Here is a 14,493-nt window from a genome sequence, read left to right as displayed (position 1 = left end):
GGATTTCCAACGCCACGCCAATATATCGTGATGCGATATATATCAAGGGAATGGCTGGCATGACCTGGCGCCATTCGGACATGGCTCGGGAAAACTACCGCTTGTCGCGGGCCCTGAGCTCATCGACAAGCACCCGTACGTTCTCCGAATAGTCGATCGGGATCGAGATCAGGTGCACGCCGCCCTCCCCGAAGGCGGCATCGAGCGTCGGTACGAAACTGTCGATCGTCTCGATGCGATGGCCCTTGGCGCCATAGGATTTCGCATACAGGACGAAATCGGGATTGCCGAACGTCAGGCCGAAATCGGCAAAATGATCGACCGCCTGCTTCCACCGGATCATGCCGTAGGCGTTGTCCTCAAGGATCAGCACGACCAGGTTGAGCTTGAGCCGGACGGCGGTCTCCATCTCCTGGCTGTTCATCATGAAGCCGCCGTCGCCGGCAACCGCGAGCACGCGGCGTTCGGGATACAGCATCGCGGCCATCATCGCCGAGGGCAGGCCTGCGCCCATCGTCGCGAGCGCATTGTCGAGCAGCAGCGTGTTGGCTACTCTGGTGCGGTAGTTGCGTGCGAACCAGATCTTATACATGCCGTTGTCGAGCGCGACGATGCCGTTCTCCGGCATCACCTGTCGGATGTCGTGCACGATACGTTGCGGTGTCGGCGGCCAGCGCGATTCAGTCGCGCGATCGGCGATATGCTCAAGAATCTGCTCGCGCAGCGGTAACAGCGCGCCGGCATCCGGCAGCCGGCCTTCGAGGCGGTCGGCCAGCAATTCGAGGCTCGGCCCGACGTCGCCGACGACCTCCGCATCGGGGAAATAGACCTGCTCGACGCTCGCCGGCGTGTAGCTGACGTGGATCACCTTCGGGCCCGACGGCCCCATGATAAAAGGTGGCTTCTCGATCGCATCGTGACCGATCGCGATGATCAGGTCGGCAGCGTCGATGGCCTCGTGGACATAATCACGCTCGGACAGTGCCGCGGTACCCATATAGAGATTGGTACCGCCAGGGACGGTGCCCTTGCCCATTTGGGTGGTGAAGAACGGAATCTGCGTCCGCCGCACGAAGTTCGCGATGCCGTGGGTCGACCGTGGCCGGCTGGTCGCCGCGCCCATCATGACCAGCGGGCGTTTCGCCGCCAGGATCATCTCGGCGGCGCGGTCGAGTGCGGCCCGATGGGCGACGGGAATCTCGATCGGATGTACCGGGACCACCGGCACGGACGCCACCTCCTCGCCCGCGACGTCCTCGGGGAGTTCGAGATGCACAGGCCCCGGCCGCTCCTCCATCGCAACGCGGAAGGCGTCGCGGACCACGGTCGGAATGCTCGACGCGCTGACGATCTGGCGCGCCAGTTTTGTGAGTGGCTTCATGCTCGCGACGACATCGACGATCTGAAAGCGCGCCTGTCGGCTGCTCATGATCGCTTTCTGACCGGTGATCATGATCATCGGCATCGCGCCGAGATGCGCATAGGCCGCTCCCGTCGACAGGTTGAGCGCGCCCGGGCCGAGCGTGGAGAGACAGACTCCGGGCTTGCCCGTCAACCGTCCATGGGTTGCGGCCATGAAGGCTGCAGCCTGCTCGTGGCGGGTCAGGATCAATTCGATCTTGGAGTTGCGCAAGGACTCGACCAAGTCGAGATTTTCCTCGCCGGGGACGCCGAAGATGCGGTCGACGCCCTCGTTCTCGAGGGCGGCGACAAAAAGATCCGATCCCTTCACCATCCGCGCCTGGCCGCCCATGTGGTCTCCCCTCAACAATGTCTCCGGCATTTCGCCGGAAAACTTGAATGGCATGGTAGCCGTCCGTGATGACAACTCAACTCACAATGCGGGGCGCCGCGCTAGCGGCTGCGTCCGCCTGATCGGTCGCCCGATGTCACGACACCTGCCGATAGTGTGACGAGGCACAGGAGCGCGCCGAGCATCGCAAAAGCGACCGGCAGACTCGCGACCCGCGCCACGAAGCCAACACCGGCAGGCCCGACCAGAACGCCCGCGTAACCCGCGGTGGTGATCGCAGCGACGGCAAGTCCCGTGGGCATGGCCTGTTGCGAGCCCGCACGGCGAAACAGCACCGGTACGAGGTTCGAGGCGCCGAGGCCGATGAGGACGAACCCGGCCATGGCGACGAAGTCGAGCGGAGCGACCAGCAGCACGACGAAGCCGGCAATCGCCAACAGGCTGCCGACGATCAACGTGGCGCGATCGCCGACCCGCGCCACCACGGCGTCGCCGCCGAGCCGGCCCGCAGTCATCGCGATCGAGAACAGCATGTAGCCGAGCCCGCCTTGCGTCTCCGGCACGAGGCCCGCGCCGACGATGAGCAGCGCGCCCCAGTCGAGCATGGCGCCTTCGACGAGGAAGGTGACGGCGGCCAGCGCAGCAAGCAGCAGAACGATGCCGTGCGGCAGGACGAACAGAGGTCCGTCCTGCGCCTGTGCGCTGCGCAGCAACAGCGGCGAGGCCACGATCATCGCCGCCAGCATCAGGACCGACGCGATCAGCGTGCTCGCAAGCGGGCCGAGATTGATCGACAGCAGCAACGTCATCAGGCTCGATCCGGCAAATCCGCCAATGCTGAACAACGCATGGAAGCCCGACATCAGCGGACGCGGCGCGGCGCGCTCCACCTCGACCGCGTGAATATTCATGGCGACGTCGATCGAGCCGAGCGCGGCGCCAAAGCCGAACAGGACCAGGCCCAGCGCGGCCGGCGTGCTCGCGACGACGAGCCACGGCAGGATCACTGCGAGGCCAAAGCCGCCGGCGAGAATGATCGGCTTGCTGCCGTAGCGTGCGCTCAAGGCACCCGTCAGCAGCATCGCGGCAACCGAGCCGATGCCGAGGCAGAGCAGCAGCAGGCCGAGGATGCCGTCGTCGACCGCCAGCCGTTGCTTGGCAAATGGCACCAGCGGCGCCCAGCAGGCGATGCCGAAGCCTGCGACGAGGAAGGACAGCCGTGTGGCGAGCCGGGTGGCCGGCCGGTCGGCTGACAGCGTGTGCATGGGAACTCCGCGAGGGCTGAGGATTCGAAGAGCTGCTGGTAATGCGCGCCTCGGGCAAAACTGTGAAGCTCCATGGAAGTTTCGGCTTGTCGGGCTTCGCGCACTCGGCCAATGATCTTGCCGCACTCCTTTCGCTTTTGCCCTGATATGACTCCCAGACGCTTCGAAGCCCATTGCCTGCGACTACCTGCCGCAACAAAGGTGGTGCAGTGGGAAGGCACCTCGGTGTTCAAGGTCGGCGGCAAGATGTTCGCGCTCGCGCGCGGCTTCGTCGAGCAGTCCGGTGGCTTCATGTTCAAGACATCGAACATGGCTTACGCCCTACTGATCGAGCAGGGTCTTGCACGGCCTGCTCCGTATCTCGCGCGGGCCAAATGGGTGCAGCTCGTCGACAACGACGCCCTGCCCGACCCCGAACTCGCTGCCTATCTCGACCAGGCGCACGCGCTCATCGTTGCGAAGCTGACGCGCAAGACACGGAATGAGTTACGGCTGGGATGATGACCGTGCGATTCCATAGATTCGTCATCGCGAAGGACGGTAGGGTGGGTTCGTCGAAGGCGTAACCCACCTCTTCTCGTCAGTGCCGTTAGAAAAGTGGTGGGTTACGCTTCGCTAATCCACCCTACAGAACGTCTCCGCCCGTGGCGTCACGCCACCTTCAGGCTGAGCTCCGTCCCGCCCTTGAGCGGCAGCGTCATCGAGACGAAGCCGTTGTTGGGATCGCGGACGAACTCGAGGAAATCGGGTTCGGCATTGTCGTTCATGACGTAGCCACCAATGCGAAGCTGCGGCGCGACGATCTCGATCACCTGCCGCGCGAGCGAAGGCCCCTCCTCGCCCGGCCAGCCGTCGATCAGGATGAAGTCGACGGGGCCGCCGAGATCGCGCAGCGTCTTGCGCGCATCGCCTTCGCGGATCTCGGCGTAGGCGCCAAGGCCTGCGTCGTCGAGATTGCGTTGGGCGGTTGCGACCTTGGCCGGCACGATTTCCGAGCCGATCACTGTGCCTCCGCCATTGTCGCGCATGGCGGCCGCGAAATAGAGCGTCGACATGCCGACGGACGTTGCGAACTCGGCAACGCGCGTCGCGCGCATGCCCCGGCACAACAGGTAGATCAGCTCGCCCTGCTCGGGATGAATTGAAAACCCCTGCTCGGCATAGGCATGCGGATCGCGGCTACCGAAGCCGCCGCGCGGTCCGCCGCCCGGTGGACGGTGGCGAGCGGCCTGCATGCGGTCGATCACGGCGTTGACACGCGCATCCTGGATCGGGCTGTGCGGTTGATCTTGCGACATGATCGTATTCCCTCAGCTCCGCAGAATCTCGGCCGCCGCACGGTCGAGGATTTTGGCGATGCGCCTTGCCTCATCGGCATCGCAGCCGTGCTTGGCACGCAACGCGCGCTTGAGGCCATGGCGAGCGCGATGCAGCTCGTCGGAGGCATCGCCATCGAGATCGCTGACGCCGGCAAAGGCCTCGCGCACCTCGTCCATGCGACGTCCGATCCGCGACAGCGCCTGAAGGATCGCATCTGCGGTGGCGCGATGCTCGGCGAGATGAGCCTGGCCCTGCGCGGTGATGCTGTAGCGCTTGCGGCCGGCGTCCTGCTCGACGCTGGCGTGCCCAACCTCTTCGAGATAGGTCAGCGCCGGATAGATCACGCCGGGGCTCGGGCTGTAAAAACCATCCGAGCGCTCCTCAATCGTCTTGATCAGCTCATAGCCGTGTGCCGGCTGGTCGGCGAGCAACGCGAGGATGACGAGCTGGAGGTCCTGCGACGAAAGTCGCCGCGCACCTGGAAAGTCGGCGCCACCACCGCGGCCGAAGAAGCCATGCCCGCCGCGGCCGAAGCGATGCCGCCCACCATGCCGGCCCATGGCGAATGCGAAACGGAATTCCCGGTCGTCCCTGTCGTGCCGACCGTGATTCTTATCTCGAAACATATCTTACGTCTCCTATGTTGGATATATCGTAAGATATGTTTTGAGATGAGAGGCGCAAGGCACGTCTTCGTGATCGGCCACAACCGCGGAAATCCAGGTTTGTGAGCGACAATGCGCCGCTCAGGTCGCTCCGCCGGATCGCTGAAGCCGTCACATTTGGCGCGCAAGATGCGTGGACCGCTTTACGGACATCACGGGAGGAGCCCATGGCCACCGCGGAGAACAGCAAGGCTGCCAGCACCCCGAAACTGCGCAGCGTCGATTTCAAGCTCGAGATCGTCGTCGTGCCGGTATCGGACGTCGATCGCGCCAAGGCGTTTTACGCAAAACTCGGCTGGCGGCTCGATGCCGACTTCGCCTCCGGCGACGACTGGCGCGTGATCCAGTTCACCCCGCCCGGCTCGAATGCCTCAGTCATCTTCGGCAGGAACGTCACGCCGGCCAAGCCCGGCTCCGCGCAGGGCCTGTACTTGATCGTCGCCGACATCGAGGCCGCCCGCGATGCGCTCGTTGCCCGCGGCATCGAGGTCGGCGAGGTCTTTCACGGCAGCGGCGAGACGCATAGCGGCCCCGACGAGCCCTACATCTCAGGCTCGCGCCGCGTCAGCGGCCCGGATCCTGCCCGCGGCAGCTACCGCTCCTTCGCCTCGTTCCGCGACCCCGACGGCAATGGCTGGTTGCTCCAGGAGATCACGACGCGCCTGCCCGGTCGGGTCGAAGCCGACACGACGTTCAATTCGACAACCGAGCTCGCAAGCGCGCTGCGGCGCGCGGCCACGGCTCATGGCGAGCACGAGAAGCGGACCGGCGGCAAGCACGATGACAACTGGCCAGACTGGTACGCCGACTACATCGTGAAAGAGCAGGCAGGCCAGCCGCTGCCTAATTGACCGAAACTGGCGCAGGAGTTTGCGGCTTAGTCGTCGCCCTGCGTCGCGCGCAGCAGATTGTCGCGCAGCCGGCTCACGGTCTTCTGTACGACCGGGAATTCGTCGCCGAGTCCGGAGGCTGTAACCAGGGACGCGCCGAGATCCTTGTCGAGCAGCTTTCTGCCCGAGGGCGTCAGGCTCACCCTGACCTGCCGCTCATCCGCGGGATCGCGATGGCGGCGAATGTAGCCCATCTGCTCCAGCTTCTTCAGGATCGGCGTCAGCGTGTTGGATTCCAGAAACAGCTTTTCGCCGAGCACACTGACGGTCTGCTCGTCTTCTTCCGATAGCGCCACCATGGCGATGTACTGGGTGTAGGTCAGCCCGACTGCATCAAGGATGGGCTTGTAGGCGCGGCCGAAGGCGAGATTGGCCGAATAGACCGCAAAGCACAGGAAGTTCGAGAGTTTTCGGCCATTTGGCGCGGGTTTTGGCAAGCGGGTCACAGGAACCTCCGGAAGTCGTGATGATCAAACCAATATAAATCGTATCCGATTAAATCGGAAGAGCTTGACCTCGCGACCGGTCGGATTTATTTAGATCGCATTCGATTAGATCGGACGCGATACATATCTCACCGAAAGGACTTCGCCATGACCACCCCCGCAAAGCTTCTCTTCACCGGCAAGACCCACGTCACCGCTGGCGCCGAAGGCGCTGCGCGCTCCACTGACGGCTTTCTCGACATCAAGTTGCCGCAGCCCCACCCGGCCGCCGAAAATCTCTTCGCCGCAGCTTGGTCGGCCTGCTACCTCGGCGCGCTCCAGCTCGCAGCCCAGCAGCGCAAGGTGAAGCTGTCGGGCGAGCCCGCAGTCGATACCGAGATCGACCTCAACAATGCCGGCGGTTCGTTCTTCCTCCGCGCGCGCCTCAACGTCAGCGTCCCCGGCATCGACCGCGCGATCGCGCAGGAGCTGATCGAAGCCGCGCACGGCATCTGCCCCTACTCCAAGGCAGTCCACGGCAACATCGAGGTGACCACCACCCTCACCTGAAACCTGCACCTCTCCGATGCGGCCGAGCACAGGCTCGGCCCGCGCGGTGCGGTGGTTCGGACAAAGCACAATGAGTTGACCATGAGCCATCGTCGTTCGAGAACCACGCGCATGCTGGCGAGCGCCATCCTGCTCGCCGGAAATCTTCTTACGCTGCCGGCGGCGGCGCAGCCGCAAGGCGTCACGCGGACCGACCTGCGACGCCACGACCTCAGCGTCGGCGGCCATGAGGCGGTCCAGACGGTCCATGCGGCTAAGAACGTCGGCCGCGAGACCACGAGCTTGCGACCTATATCGTCGAAAAGGACAAGCCGCTGCTGACGCCGGTGAAGTGAGGGCGCTTGCCCGATTGACGCCCGGAAATTATCTGACTAAAGTCAGATATATGCTAGACCGCATCTCCCGTATCCGTCGCTTCAACCGCGCCGTCACGTCCGCTGTCGGCGCGCTTGATACCTCCTTCCTTGGCCGCGGCCGGCCCCTGGGCGCCGCGCGCGTGCTCAACGCGATCGGGCATGGGCGCGAGGACGTCGCGGAGATCCGCGACTATCTCGGCCTCGACTCCGGCCTGATGAGCCGCCTACTCCGCAGTCTCGAGGAGGAAGGGATGATCGAGACGAGCCCGCACGAGGACGACGCGCGGCGCCGCGTCGCCCGACTGACGCGGGGGGGCCGGCGCGAGCACAATGCATATGAGGCGTTGTCGAACGCGCAAGCCGAGGCCCTGCTCTCCAGCCATTCGCAAGCCGACGCGCTGCTGGCGGCGATGGATATGATCGGTTCCGCACTTGGGCAGGGCCGCACCGAGTTGATGGAAATGAACCCGCGCGGCGACGAGGCGCGCTATTGCCTCGGCGAGTACTATGCCGAGCTCGGACGCCGCTTCAAACAGGGCTTCGACGTCAAGCTGTCGCGCGATCCCGATGCCAAGGACATGGTCCGACCGCGCGGCACGTTCATCGTCGCGATGTCCGACGGCTTGCCGCTCGGCTGCGTCGGGTTGAAGGGAACGGAGCACGGCTATGCGGAGATCAAGCGGCTGTGGGTCTCCCCGTCCGCGCGCGGTCTGGGGCTCGGCCGACGCCTGATGGAAGCCGCCGAGAGCGCTGCGCGCGAGCTCGGCATCACCGTGCTGCGGCTCGACACCAACAGCGCGCTGCCGGAAGCGGGCCAGCTCTACCGCAGGACCGGCTGGAGCGAGATCCCGCGCTTCAACGACGACCCCTACCCGGATTTGTTCTTCGAAAAGCACCTCTGAGCGGACCGCCGAATCCAGCTCCTTCTGCGTTATCGTTGAAGCCGCAGGAGCACCGCCATGACCCGCGTCGACCTCGCCGACGTCTACCGCAGCTACATCGCCTGCCTGAACCGGCAGGATTGGCCGGCGCTCGGACAGTTCGTTCACGACGACGTCTCCCACAATGCGAAGGCGCTCGGGCTCGCCGGCTACCGCGCGATGCTGGAGCAGGACTTTCGCGGGATTCCGGATCTGCATTTCAATATCGAACTGCTGATCTGCGATCCGCCCCGCATCGCCTGCCAACTGAGATTCGATTGCACGCCGGTGGGGACTTTTCTTGGGCTCGACGTCAACGGCAAGCGCGTATCCTTCTGCGAGAACGTCTTCTACGAATTCCAGAGCAACAAGATTTGGCAGGTCTGGTCGGTGATCGACAAGGCCGCGATCGAGGCGCAGCTTTAGGGCTGCGCCTCGGCCGGCCCAATCATGCGGCTACCGGCGCGGGCTCAGCCTCCCTCTTGGCAAATGGCCGGAACGTCATCGCCATCAAGAACGCGCCGAGGCCCATTGCCCAGGAGCCGATATAGAGCCAGGCGTAGCTCGAGAACGCGTCGTAGATCAGGCCGCCGGCGAGCGGGCCGGTCGCCATGCCGAGGCTGCCGGCCATCGCCGTGCCGCCGATCACCGTGCCCATCATGCGCAGCGGAAAGTTGTCGCGGGCAAGCGAGGCGTAGAGCGGCATGGTGCCGGCATAGATGAAACCGAACACTGCGGCGACCGCGTAGAATGTCGTGAGCTGGTGCGCGAAGACGTAAGCGAGCGCGCCGAAGGCTTGCGCAAGCAGGCCCGAGACCAGCACCCGCTTGGCGCCGAAGCGATCGCCCATGAGACCGAAGGCGATCCGGCCGCCCATGCCCGCAAACCCTTCGACGCTGTAGATCGTCACCGCCGAGATCAGCGGAATGCCGCAACTCACGGCATAGCTGACGGTGTGGATGATCGGGCCGGAGTGCGTCGCGCAGCAGAAGAAGTTGGTCGCAACCAGGATCAGGAATTGCGGCGAGCGCAGCGCCTCCGACAGCGACATCTCGGCCTGCGGCGCGCCCGCTTCGGACGTTGCAGCCTGCGGGTTCGCCAGCGCCGGCGGGCGGCGCACCAGCAGCGAGACCGGGATCATGATGGCGCCGACCACGAGCGCAACGAGCTGCATCGAGATGCGCCAATCATGACTGGAGACGAGCCAGGCAGCGAACGGTGCCATCGTCATCGGCGCCATGCCCATGCCGGCCGACACCAGCGAGACCGCAAGGCTGCGGTGGGTGTCGAACCAGCCGGTCACTGTCGCCATCATCGGCGCGAAAATCGCCGCGCAGGATGCGCCGACCAGGAGGCCAAAGATGAATTGGAACGCGATCAGTGAGGTCGCGTGGCTCGCGAGAAACAGGCTCAAGGTCAGCACCACCGATCCCGTCAGCACCACCGGCAGCGGGCCGAACCGGTCAGTCAGCGTGCCCCATGCCATGCTGGTGAAGGCCATCGCGAGAAAGCCGATCGTCATCGCGCTGGAGATGCCCGTCACGGACCACCCGGTGTCCTTTGCGATCGGCTGCAGGAATACCGGCAACGAAAACATGCCGCCGATCGCCACACAGCCAAGCAGGCCGCCGGCGGCGACGATCACCCAGCGATAGTGAGAATTGTTCATCCCAGGTCTCCCGAAAGGGTTTCTCTGGGTGGAAGACGAATGGGAACAGCGGAAGTCGACAGGCCTCGCCCGCTTGTCGGAAAAATATCAGGATTGGCGGGATAAGCCGCGTGGGCGCTGTTGGCGTGCGCGTTCCAATCGTGCTTCCTTGCCCACGCTTTCCCAAGGAGCCGGTAAGAGTGGGCGCAGATTGGTATTTTCTCTGGGCGGTACTGGGGCCGCCGCTTGGCTTCCTGCTCGTGATCGGCGCCATTCCGTTCCTGATCTACAGTCTTTTCGCCAGCAATGCGCCGCGGAGCCTCACCGCCAGTCGGATCACACTGATCCTCGCCCTCTCCTCGGCGCTCGTCTCGGGCCCGCTCTGGGTCACGCTGATCTCCGGCCAGCTCCGGGACGGATCAGCCGTCGACTACCACGACCGCGATTTTGTGGTCTTTGAGGCCATTGCCACGTCCGAAGCGCTCGTGCTCCTGGCATCCGTGCTGAACGTCGCACGACGGCGAGCACGTCGCATCTCGTGATGACGCGCTCGATGAGCGGCAAGACGAACTTGAGATGGAACAGGTAGAGCAACCTCGCCTTGGGCACCCTCGGACGATCGGGTTTCGCCGAGTCGGGCTCCTATAGTATTGTTGGAGATCATACGTCGATCGCTACCAGCCGGCCAGAGCGGGGAATGGCGACATGTCGAAGCAAGCCCAGGTGCAGGAGCCCAAGGTCGAGATCGGATCTGTCGTGATCGATCCCGACATCACGCTGCGGCGCATGGTCGTCCGCAGCCCGAATCCCAACGGGACCGTGCTTCTGCTGCATGGATTTCCTGAAACGGTTCTTGCGTGGAAGGACATCTCGCAAGCCCTCGCCGACAACCATGACGTCCACAGCTTCGACTGGCCCGGCTTCGGACTTTCGTCGCGACCGACTGTCGACCGCTTCTCCTACGCTCCCAGAGATTATGCGCGGGTGCTGAAGGACTATCTCGAAACGGCAGGTATCGATCGCTCGAATCTCACGATCTACGCGACCGACATCAGTGCCCTGCCGGTGCTGCTCCTGGCGCTCGATGAGCCCGACGTTGCCGGGTCACTCATCGTGGGCGACTTCGCGCCCTTCAACCGGCCCGCCCTGATGTGGGAGAACTTGCAGGGGCTGAAGTCGAAGCCCGCCTCGGACCACGTCCGCGCCGCGATGAACGCGGGTCGCGACGAAATCCTCGAAAACACCTTCCGGCGCGGCCTGCCGAAGGACGCGCATGTCGAGATTTCACAGAATTTCAGAGATGACATGGCACGCGCATGGAGCCACGGCGGGATGACATGTGTGGACGCCTTCTACCACTATTATTCCTTCTTCACCCGCGATCAGGAGTTCTTCGAGGCCAATCTGGCGCGGCTCAAAACGCCAGTGAAGGTCGTGTGGGGCGCAGACGACCTCTATATCAAGAAGGAAATGGGCATCGAACTCGCCGAGCGCATCCATGCCGAGCTCACGCTTCTTCCCGGCATCGGTCACTACCCTCACCTTCAGGCGCCCGGCCGGACGATCGAGGAAATCCGCGCCGCGTTGCGCTGAGCACCTGCAGACGTGACAGTACAAATACAGCATCTCCCAGAGCGCCGCGCGGCGCAGCGACCGCATGTCCAAGCGTGCAAGAGGGCACTTAAGGGCAACACTCAGGCCTATCGTCCGCGCCTGTCGGAGCCATTCGTCGAAACCGATGCGCCCGAGGCGCGCTTCGCCCAGCGACGCTTTATTCGACACGCTGCTGAAATCCGGCCGCCATCTTGGAGGAGAACAAAAGGATGGGAATGAGCTTCGAGCTAATGGTGCTGACGGCGGCGAGTGTTTGGGGTTTCCTCCAGCTTGTTGCTGCCGCGCAAGCCGCAAACGCGCAGTATGGGCTCGCATGGGCCGCAAGCCCGCGCGACCTTGAGATGCCGCCGCTCAAACCCATCCCCGGGCGGATCGACCGCAATTTCCGCAACTACATGGAGACATTTCCTTTCTTTGCAGCGGCAGTTCTGACCGCTCAGGCGACTGGCGTTCACAACGAGCTCACCCATTGGGGATCGCTTGCCTATCTCGGCGGGCGTATCGCTTACACTGCGCTCTACATCTGCGGGATACCGCTGATCCGCTCGCTGTTCTGGAACATTGCCGCTTTTGGCATGCTTGCGGTTCTAGCCGCGCCCTTCGTGTCGCACTGAAGCGCGCGGCGATGAAGAATGCCTTCGATTTCGTCTATCCGGCCGCCACGGCGGACACTAGCCGGCCCCGACGATACGCCAGCAGATAGAACGCGGCCACGTGCGTGATCATGAGCAGCGGCACATAGATGATCGGGATCGCGTAGACGGCACCCAGCTCCCCCGCTAGCGGCGCAAGGCCGAGCTGGTTGCCATGATAGTAGTCGACGAGGATGTCGACCGCCCCCACGAGATTAAAGGCAACGACGAACAGCCAGAAGAGTTTGGGCACCCGCACTGTCAGAAGCGCCAGCATCGCCAGAAGTCCGGTCGCGAAGTCGAAATAGGCGGCGAAGCTGGCGAATCCGGCGGGCAGATTCGGCCCGACCACGCCGGGGATCAGGAAGACCAGCCCGAAGAAGCGGAAGCTGTGCAGAGTGGCGATGACGCGCTGCGCCTCGACCGGCTCCATCGATTTGAGCCAGGGCCAGCCATACGCAAAGAAGCAGAGCAGCCACGGGACGTAGCCGAGAACGAGATGAATCTGGAAGATGGTTGCGGTCGACATCTGGTGTCTCCTCAGACGGCTGTGGGTATGGCTTCGAACACCGCGGTCAGAATGCCGAGCCGGCCTTCCAGGAGATTTCGTCCGAGATTGGCGGAGAGCTGGGCAAAGTCCGGCCCCATCACCACGCCGAGATTAGGCGACGGCGGCGGTCCGGACGCGCGAAGCTGGGTGACCCAGGCCTTGGCGGCCTCGCTGTCGTCCTGAAAGACCAGCGTGCGAAAGCCGGCTGCCTCGACCGCCTCGCGCGTAGCTGCGGCCGACAGCAGAAAGCTCGTCGCCGGCGTTCGCGCCCACGGCACCGGATAGAGCGGCTCGCCGGCGGCCAAGACGACGTCGTAAGTCGCAAACCTGCCGCCCGCCTTCAGCACGCGCCGGATCTCACGATAGAGCTGCGCCCGGTCCGGAATGTTCATGGCGACATGCTGGAGCCACGCCACGTCGAAGCGGCCGTTGTCGAACGGCACCGCGAACGCGCTGGCCGTCTCGAACGACACGCGCTCGCTTTGTTCGGTGCGTCCGGTCAGATAGCGCGCTGCATCAACGAACGGCTGGCTGAGATCGACGCCGGTCACCCGGCAGCCATAAGTCGACGCGAGAAAGCGCGCCGGCCCGCCGACACCCGCGCCGACATCGAGAACCGACATCTCGGCCGTAATTCCAGCGAGCCTGGCGAGCTCGGCGGTGGCCGCGAGGCCGCGGGTGTGGAATTGGTCGAGGGCTCCCAGTTGCTGCGGCGCGAGCCGCTGATCCTCCGGCCCAAGGACGGTGAGCGCCGTCTTCAGCCGCTCGGTCAGGCCGTTCGCCGCATAGTGGTCGCGCACGCCATCAAGGACATCGGTCATTTGCAGGACTCCATAAAGGCTTCAAGTCTCGCCGCATACGTAGGACCGCTTCCAGCCAGCGACTATCCGCGATAATCTCGACAGGCTATGAAGCAGAACTTCACAGTCAGGCAGAGCGCGCTCGACGGCGTGGAGGCGTTCCTCGTCGTTGCCCAACACCGCAATTTTCATCGTGCGGCCGCCGAACTCGGGGTGACCCCGTCGGCGGTCAGCCAGGCCGTGCGCACACTCGAGGCGCGCATTGGTGCCGCGCTGTTCGCGCGCACGACGCGCAGCGTCGGACTGACCGAAGCCGGCGAACGATTCCTGTCACGCGCCAAACCTGCCTTCGAGGAGCTCGTCGCCGCCAGCGAGGCTGCGCGCGACCTCGGGCAGCGACCGGCCGGGTTGCTGCGCCTCGCCGTTCCCCGCTCGGTCGTGCCGCTGATCCTCGATCCGGTGATCGCGGCCTTCTGCCAGGCCTATCCCGAGATCGAGGTGGAGATCGCGGCAAGCGAGGAGATGGTCGATCTTGCCGCAGGCGGCTTCGATGCCGGTATCCGTCTCGGCCAGCTCATCGCGCCGGATATGATCGCCGTGAGGCTGACGCAGCCGTTCCCGTTCATGGTCGTCGGCAGCCCCGACTATCTTAGCGGGCGCAAGCGGCCGCAGCGCATCGACGATCTTCGCGAGCACGCTTGCCTCCGCCTGCGCCGCGCGAACGGATCGATCGCGCCCTGGCCTTTCGTGGACGGCAACAAATCAATCGAGGCAATCGTCTCGGGGCCACTCATCGCGCACGACTATGTCTCGCTGCTGGGTGCGGCAATCCAGGGTGTCGGCCTTGCGCAGGTGCCCGCCCCCCTCGCCCGAGCCCCAATTGCCGACGGCCGGTTGCAAGCGCTGCTCGCGCCCTTTGCCGTCACGGGACCTGGAGTCTTTCTGTACTATCCGGGGAAACGTCAGGTCCTGCCAAAATTGCGCGCGTTCATCGAGCACGTCAAATTCCGCAGCGCCGATGCGCCGCGAGGCGCGAAGAACGCCGAGACTTCACGCACGCCCAAGCGTGCAAGAGGCCCTTGAGG

Annotated in this window: 18 protein-coding genes; 10 read left to right on the top strand and 8 right to left on the bottom strand. The window is 64.3% G+C overall.

Going from position 1 to position 14,493, the window contains the following annotated elements:
- Positions 1 to 94 precede the first annotated feature (94 nt).
- Positions 95 to 1,735, bottom strand: coding sequence for an acetolactate synthase large subunit (locus Q3C01_RS09645; protein ID WP_458145136.1), 1,641 nt, complete (start codon positions 1,733 to 1,735; stop codon positions 95 to 97).
- 119 nt (positions 1,736 to 1,854) lie between these two features.
- Positions 1,855 to 3,018, bottom strand: a complete 1,164-nt coding sequence (locus tag Q3C01_RS09640; protein ID WP_458145082.1) for an MFS transporter — start codon at positions 3,016 to 3,018, stop codon at positions 1,855 to 1,857.
- A 147-nt stretch (positions 3,019 to 3,165) separates the two neighbouring features.
- Here Q3C01_RS09640 and Q3C01_RS09635 point away from each other — a divergent pair, with 147 nt between their 5' ends.
- Complete coding sequence (locus tag Q3C01_RS09635) at positions 3,166 to 3,519, top strand: MmcQ/YjbR family DNA-binding protein (protein WP_458145081.1); 354 nt, start codon at positions 3,166 to 3,168, stop codon at positions 3,517 to 3,519.
- Between the two features lie 149 nt (positions 3,520 to 3,668).
- On the opposite strand, the gene Q3C01_RS09630 is transcribed toward Q3C01_RS09635, so the two are convergent.
- Entirely contained in the window at positions 3,669 to 4,316 is a 648-nt protein-coding gene (locus Q3C01_RS09630; protein ID WP_458145080.1) for an O-methyltransferase, read from the bottom strand.
- Between the two features lie 12 nt (positions 4,317 to 4,328).
- Positions 4,329 to 4,964, bottom strand: coding sequence for a PadR family transcriptional regulator (locus Q3C01_RS09625; protein WP_458145079.1), 636 nt, complete (start codon positions 4,962 to 4,964; stop codon positions 4,329 to 4,331).
- 206 nt (positions 4,965 to 5,170) lie between these two features.
- Between Q3C01_RS09625 and Q3C01_RS09620 the strand changes: the two genes are divergently transcribed.
- Positions 5,171 to 5,854 carry a VOC family protein gene (locus tag Q3C01_RS09620; protein ID WP_458145078.1) on the top strand — a complete coding sequence of 228 codons (684 nt, stop codon included), beginning with the start codon at positions 5,171 to 5,173 and terminating at the stop codon, positions 5,852 to 5,854.
- Positions 5,855 to 5,880: 26 nt separating this feature from the next.
- Here Q3C01_RS09620 and Q3C01_RS09615 read toward each other — a convergent pair whose 3' ends face one another.
- Positions 5,881 to 6,339, bottom strand: coding sequence for a MarR family winged helix-turn-helix transcriptional regulator (locus Q3C01_RS09615; protein WP_458145077.1), 459 nt, complete (start codon positions 6,337 to 6,339; stop codon positions 5,881 to 5,883).
- Between the two features lie 147 nt (positions 6,340 to 6,486).
- Here Q3C01_RS09615 and Q3C01_RS09610 point away from each other — a divergent pair, with 147 nt between their 5' ends.
- From Q3C01_RS09610 to Q3C01_RS09595, 4 genes are all read left to right on the top strand, one after another.
- The gene (locus Q3C01_RS09610; protein WP_458145076.1) at positions 6,487 to 6,888 is read left to right on the top strand and encodes an Ohr family peroxiredoxin; all 402 of its coding nucleotides are present in this window, start codon (positions 6,487 to 6,489) and stop codon (positions 6,886 to 6,888) included.
- 81 nt (positions 6,889 to 6,969) lie between these two features.
- Complete coding sequence (locus tag Q3C01_RS09605) at positions 6,970 to 7,209, top strand: cupin domain-containing protein (RefSeq protein ID WP_458145075.1); 240 nt, start codon at positions 6,970 to 6,972, stop codon at positions 7,207 to 7,209.
- A gap of 64 nt (positions 7,210 to 7,273) precedes the next feature.
- Positions 7,274 to 8,146 carry a bifunctional helix-turn-helix transcriptional regulator/GNAT family N-acetyltransferase gene (locus Q3C01_RS09600; RefSeq protein WP_458145074.1) on the top strand — a complete coding sequence of 291 codons (873 nt, stop codon included), beginning with the start codon at positions 7,274 to 7,276 and terminating at the stop codon, positions 8,144 to 8,146.
- 57 nt (positions 8,147 to 8,203) lie between these two features.
- Entirely contained in the window at positions 8,204 to 8,590 is a 387-nt protein-coding gene (locus Q3C01_RS09595) for an ester cyclase (RefSeq protein ID WP_458145073.1), read from the top strand.
- Positions 8,591 to 8,612: 22 nt separating this feature from the next.
- Here the strand turns inward: Q3C01_RS09595 and Q3C01_RS09590 are convergent, their stop codons facing one another.
- Positions 8,613 to 9,833: an MFS transporter gene (locus Q3C01_RS09590; RefSeq protein ID WP_458145072.1), complete on the bottom strand. Its 1,221-nt coding sequence runs from the start codon at positions 9,831 to 9,833 to the stop codon at positions 8,613 to 8,615.
- 179 nt (positions 9,834 to 10,012) lie between these two features.
- Here Q3C01_RS09590 and Q3C01_RS09585 point away from each other — a divergent pair, with 179 nt between their 5' ends.
- The 3 genes from Q3C01_RS09585 to Q3C01_RS09575 all read left to right on the top strand — a co-directional run bounded on the left by Q3C01_RS09585 (position 10,013) and on the right by Q3C01_RS09575 (position 12,040).
- Positions 10,013 to 10,354 carry a hypothetical protein gene (locus tag Q3C01_RS09585; protein ID WP_458145071.1) on the top strand — a complete coding sequence of 114 codons (342 nt, stop codon included), beginning with the start codon at positions 10,013 to 10,015 and terminating at the stop codon, positions 10,352 to 10,354.
- A gap of 163 nt (positions 10,355 to 10,517) precedes the next feature.
- Positions 10,518 to 11,405 (top strand): alpha/beta fold hydrolase, encoded by an 888-nt coding sequence (locus tag Q3C01_RS09580; protein ID WP_458145070.1) that lies wholly within the window; start codon positions 10,518 to 10,520, stop codon positions 11,403 to 11,405.
- Between the two features lie 236 nt (positions 11,406 to 11,641).
- Positions 11,642 to 12,040 carry an MAPEG family protein gene (locus Q3C01_RS09575; protein WP_458145069.1) on the top strand — a complete coding sequence of 133 codons (399 nt, stop codon included), beginning with the start codon at positions 11,642 to 11,644 and terminating at the stop codon, positions 12,038 to 12,040.
- Positions 12,041 to 12,074: 34 nt separating this feature from the next.
- Here Q3C01_RS09575 and Q3C01_RS09570 read toward each other — a convergent pair whose 3' ends face one another.
- Positions 12,075 to 12,587, bottom strand: coding sequence for a hypothetical protein (locus Q3C01_RS09570; RefSeq protein ID WP_458145068.1), 513 nt, complete (start codon positions 12,585 to 12,587; stop codon positions 12,075 to 12,077).
- 11 nt (positions 12,588 to 12,598) lie between these two features.
- Positions 12,599 to 13,429 carry a class I SAM-dependent methyltransferase gene (locus Q3C01_RS09565; RefSeq protein WP_458145067.1) on the bottom strand — a complete coding sequence of 277 codons (831 nt, stop codon included), beginning with the start codon at positions 13,427 to 13,429 and terminating at the stop codon, positions 12,599 to 12,601.
- An 87-nt stretch (positions 13,430 to 13,516) separates the two neighbouring features.
- On the opposite strand from Q3C01_RS09565, the gene Q3C01_RS09560 reads away from it, so the two are divergent.
- Entirely contained in the window at positions 13,517 to 14,491 is a 975-nt protein-coding gene (locus tag Q3C01_RS09560) for a LysR family transcriptional regulator (RefSeq protein ID WP_458145066.1), read from the top strand.
- Positions 14,492 to 14,493 lie beyond the last annotated feature (2 nt).

This window comes from Bradyrhizobium sp. UFLA05-109, from assembly GCF_054185165.1.
Note: the sequence above shows the minus strand (reverse complement) of the source record. Positions and strands in the feature narration are given on the sequence as shown.

Bases quoted from the DNA above. Each gene is read 5' to 3' on its own strand.
- Q3C01_RS09625 (WP_458145079.1), bottom strand. From the start codon at position 4,964: ATGTTTCGAGATAAGAATCACGGTCGGCACGACAGGGACGACCGGGAA.
- Q3C01_RS09605 (WP_458145075.1), top strand. From the start codon at position 6,970: ATGAGCCATCGTCGTTCGAGAACCACGCGCATGCTGGCGAGCGCCATC.
- Q3C01_RS09560 (WP_458145066.1), top strand. From the start codon at position 13,517: ATGAAGCAGAACTTCACAGTCAGGCAGAGCGCGCTCGACGGCGTGGAG.
- Q3C01_RS09580 (WP_458145070.1), top strand. From the start codon at position 10,518: ATGTCGAAGCAAGCCCAGGTGCAGGAGCCCAAGGTCGAGATCGGATCT.
- Q3C01_RS09645 (WP_458145136.1), bottom strand. From the start codon at position 1,735: ATGGTGAAGGGATCGGATCTTTTTGTCGCCGCCCTCGAGAACGAGGGC.
- Q3C01_RS09610 (WP_458145076.1), top strand. From the start codon at position 6,487: ATGACCACCCCCGCAAAGCTTCTCTTCACCGGCAAGACCCACGTCACC.
- Q3C01_RS09565 (WP_458145067.1), bottom strand. From the start codon at position 13,429: ATGACCGATGTCCTTGATGGCGTGCGCGACCACTATGCGGCGAACGGC.
- Q3C01_RS09640 (WP_458145082.1), bottom strand. From the start codon at position 3,018: ATGCACACGCTGTCAGCCGACCGGCCGGCCACCCGGCTCGCCACACGG.
- Q3C01_RS09595 (WP_458145073.1), top strand. From the start codon at position 8,204: ATGACCCGCGTCGACCTCGCCGACGTCTACCGCAGCTACATCGCCTGC.
- Q3C01_RS09570 (WP_458145068.1), bottom strand. From the start codon at position 12,587: ATGTCGACCGCAACCATCTTCCAGATTCATCTCGTTCTCGGCTACGTC.
- Q3C01_RS09590 (WP_458145072.1), bottom strand. From the start codon at position 9,833: ATGAACAATTCTCACTATCGCTGGGTGATCGTCGCCGCCGGCGGCCTG.
- Q3C01_RS09575 (WP_458145069.1), top strand. From the start codon at position 11,642: ATGAGCTTCGAGCTAATGGTGCTGACGGCGGCGAGTGTTTGGGGTTTC.
- Q3C01_RS09620 (WP_458145078.1), top strand. From the start codon at position 5,171: ATGGCCACCGCGGAGAACAGCAAGGCTGCCAGCACCCCGAAACTGCGC.
- Q3C01_RS09600 (WP_458145074.1), top strand. From the start codon at position 7,274: ATGCTAGACCGCATCTCCCGTATCCGTCGCTTCAACCGCGCCGTCACG.
- Q3C01_RS09635 (WP_458145081.1), top strand. From the start codon at position 3,166: ATGACTCCCAGACGCTTCGAAGCCCATTGCCTGCGACTACCTGCCGCA.
- Q3C01_RS09630 (WP_458145080.1), bottom strand. From the start codon at position 4,316: ATGTCGCAAGATCAACCGCACAGCCCGATCCAGGATGCGCGTGTCAAC.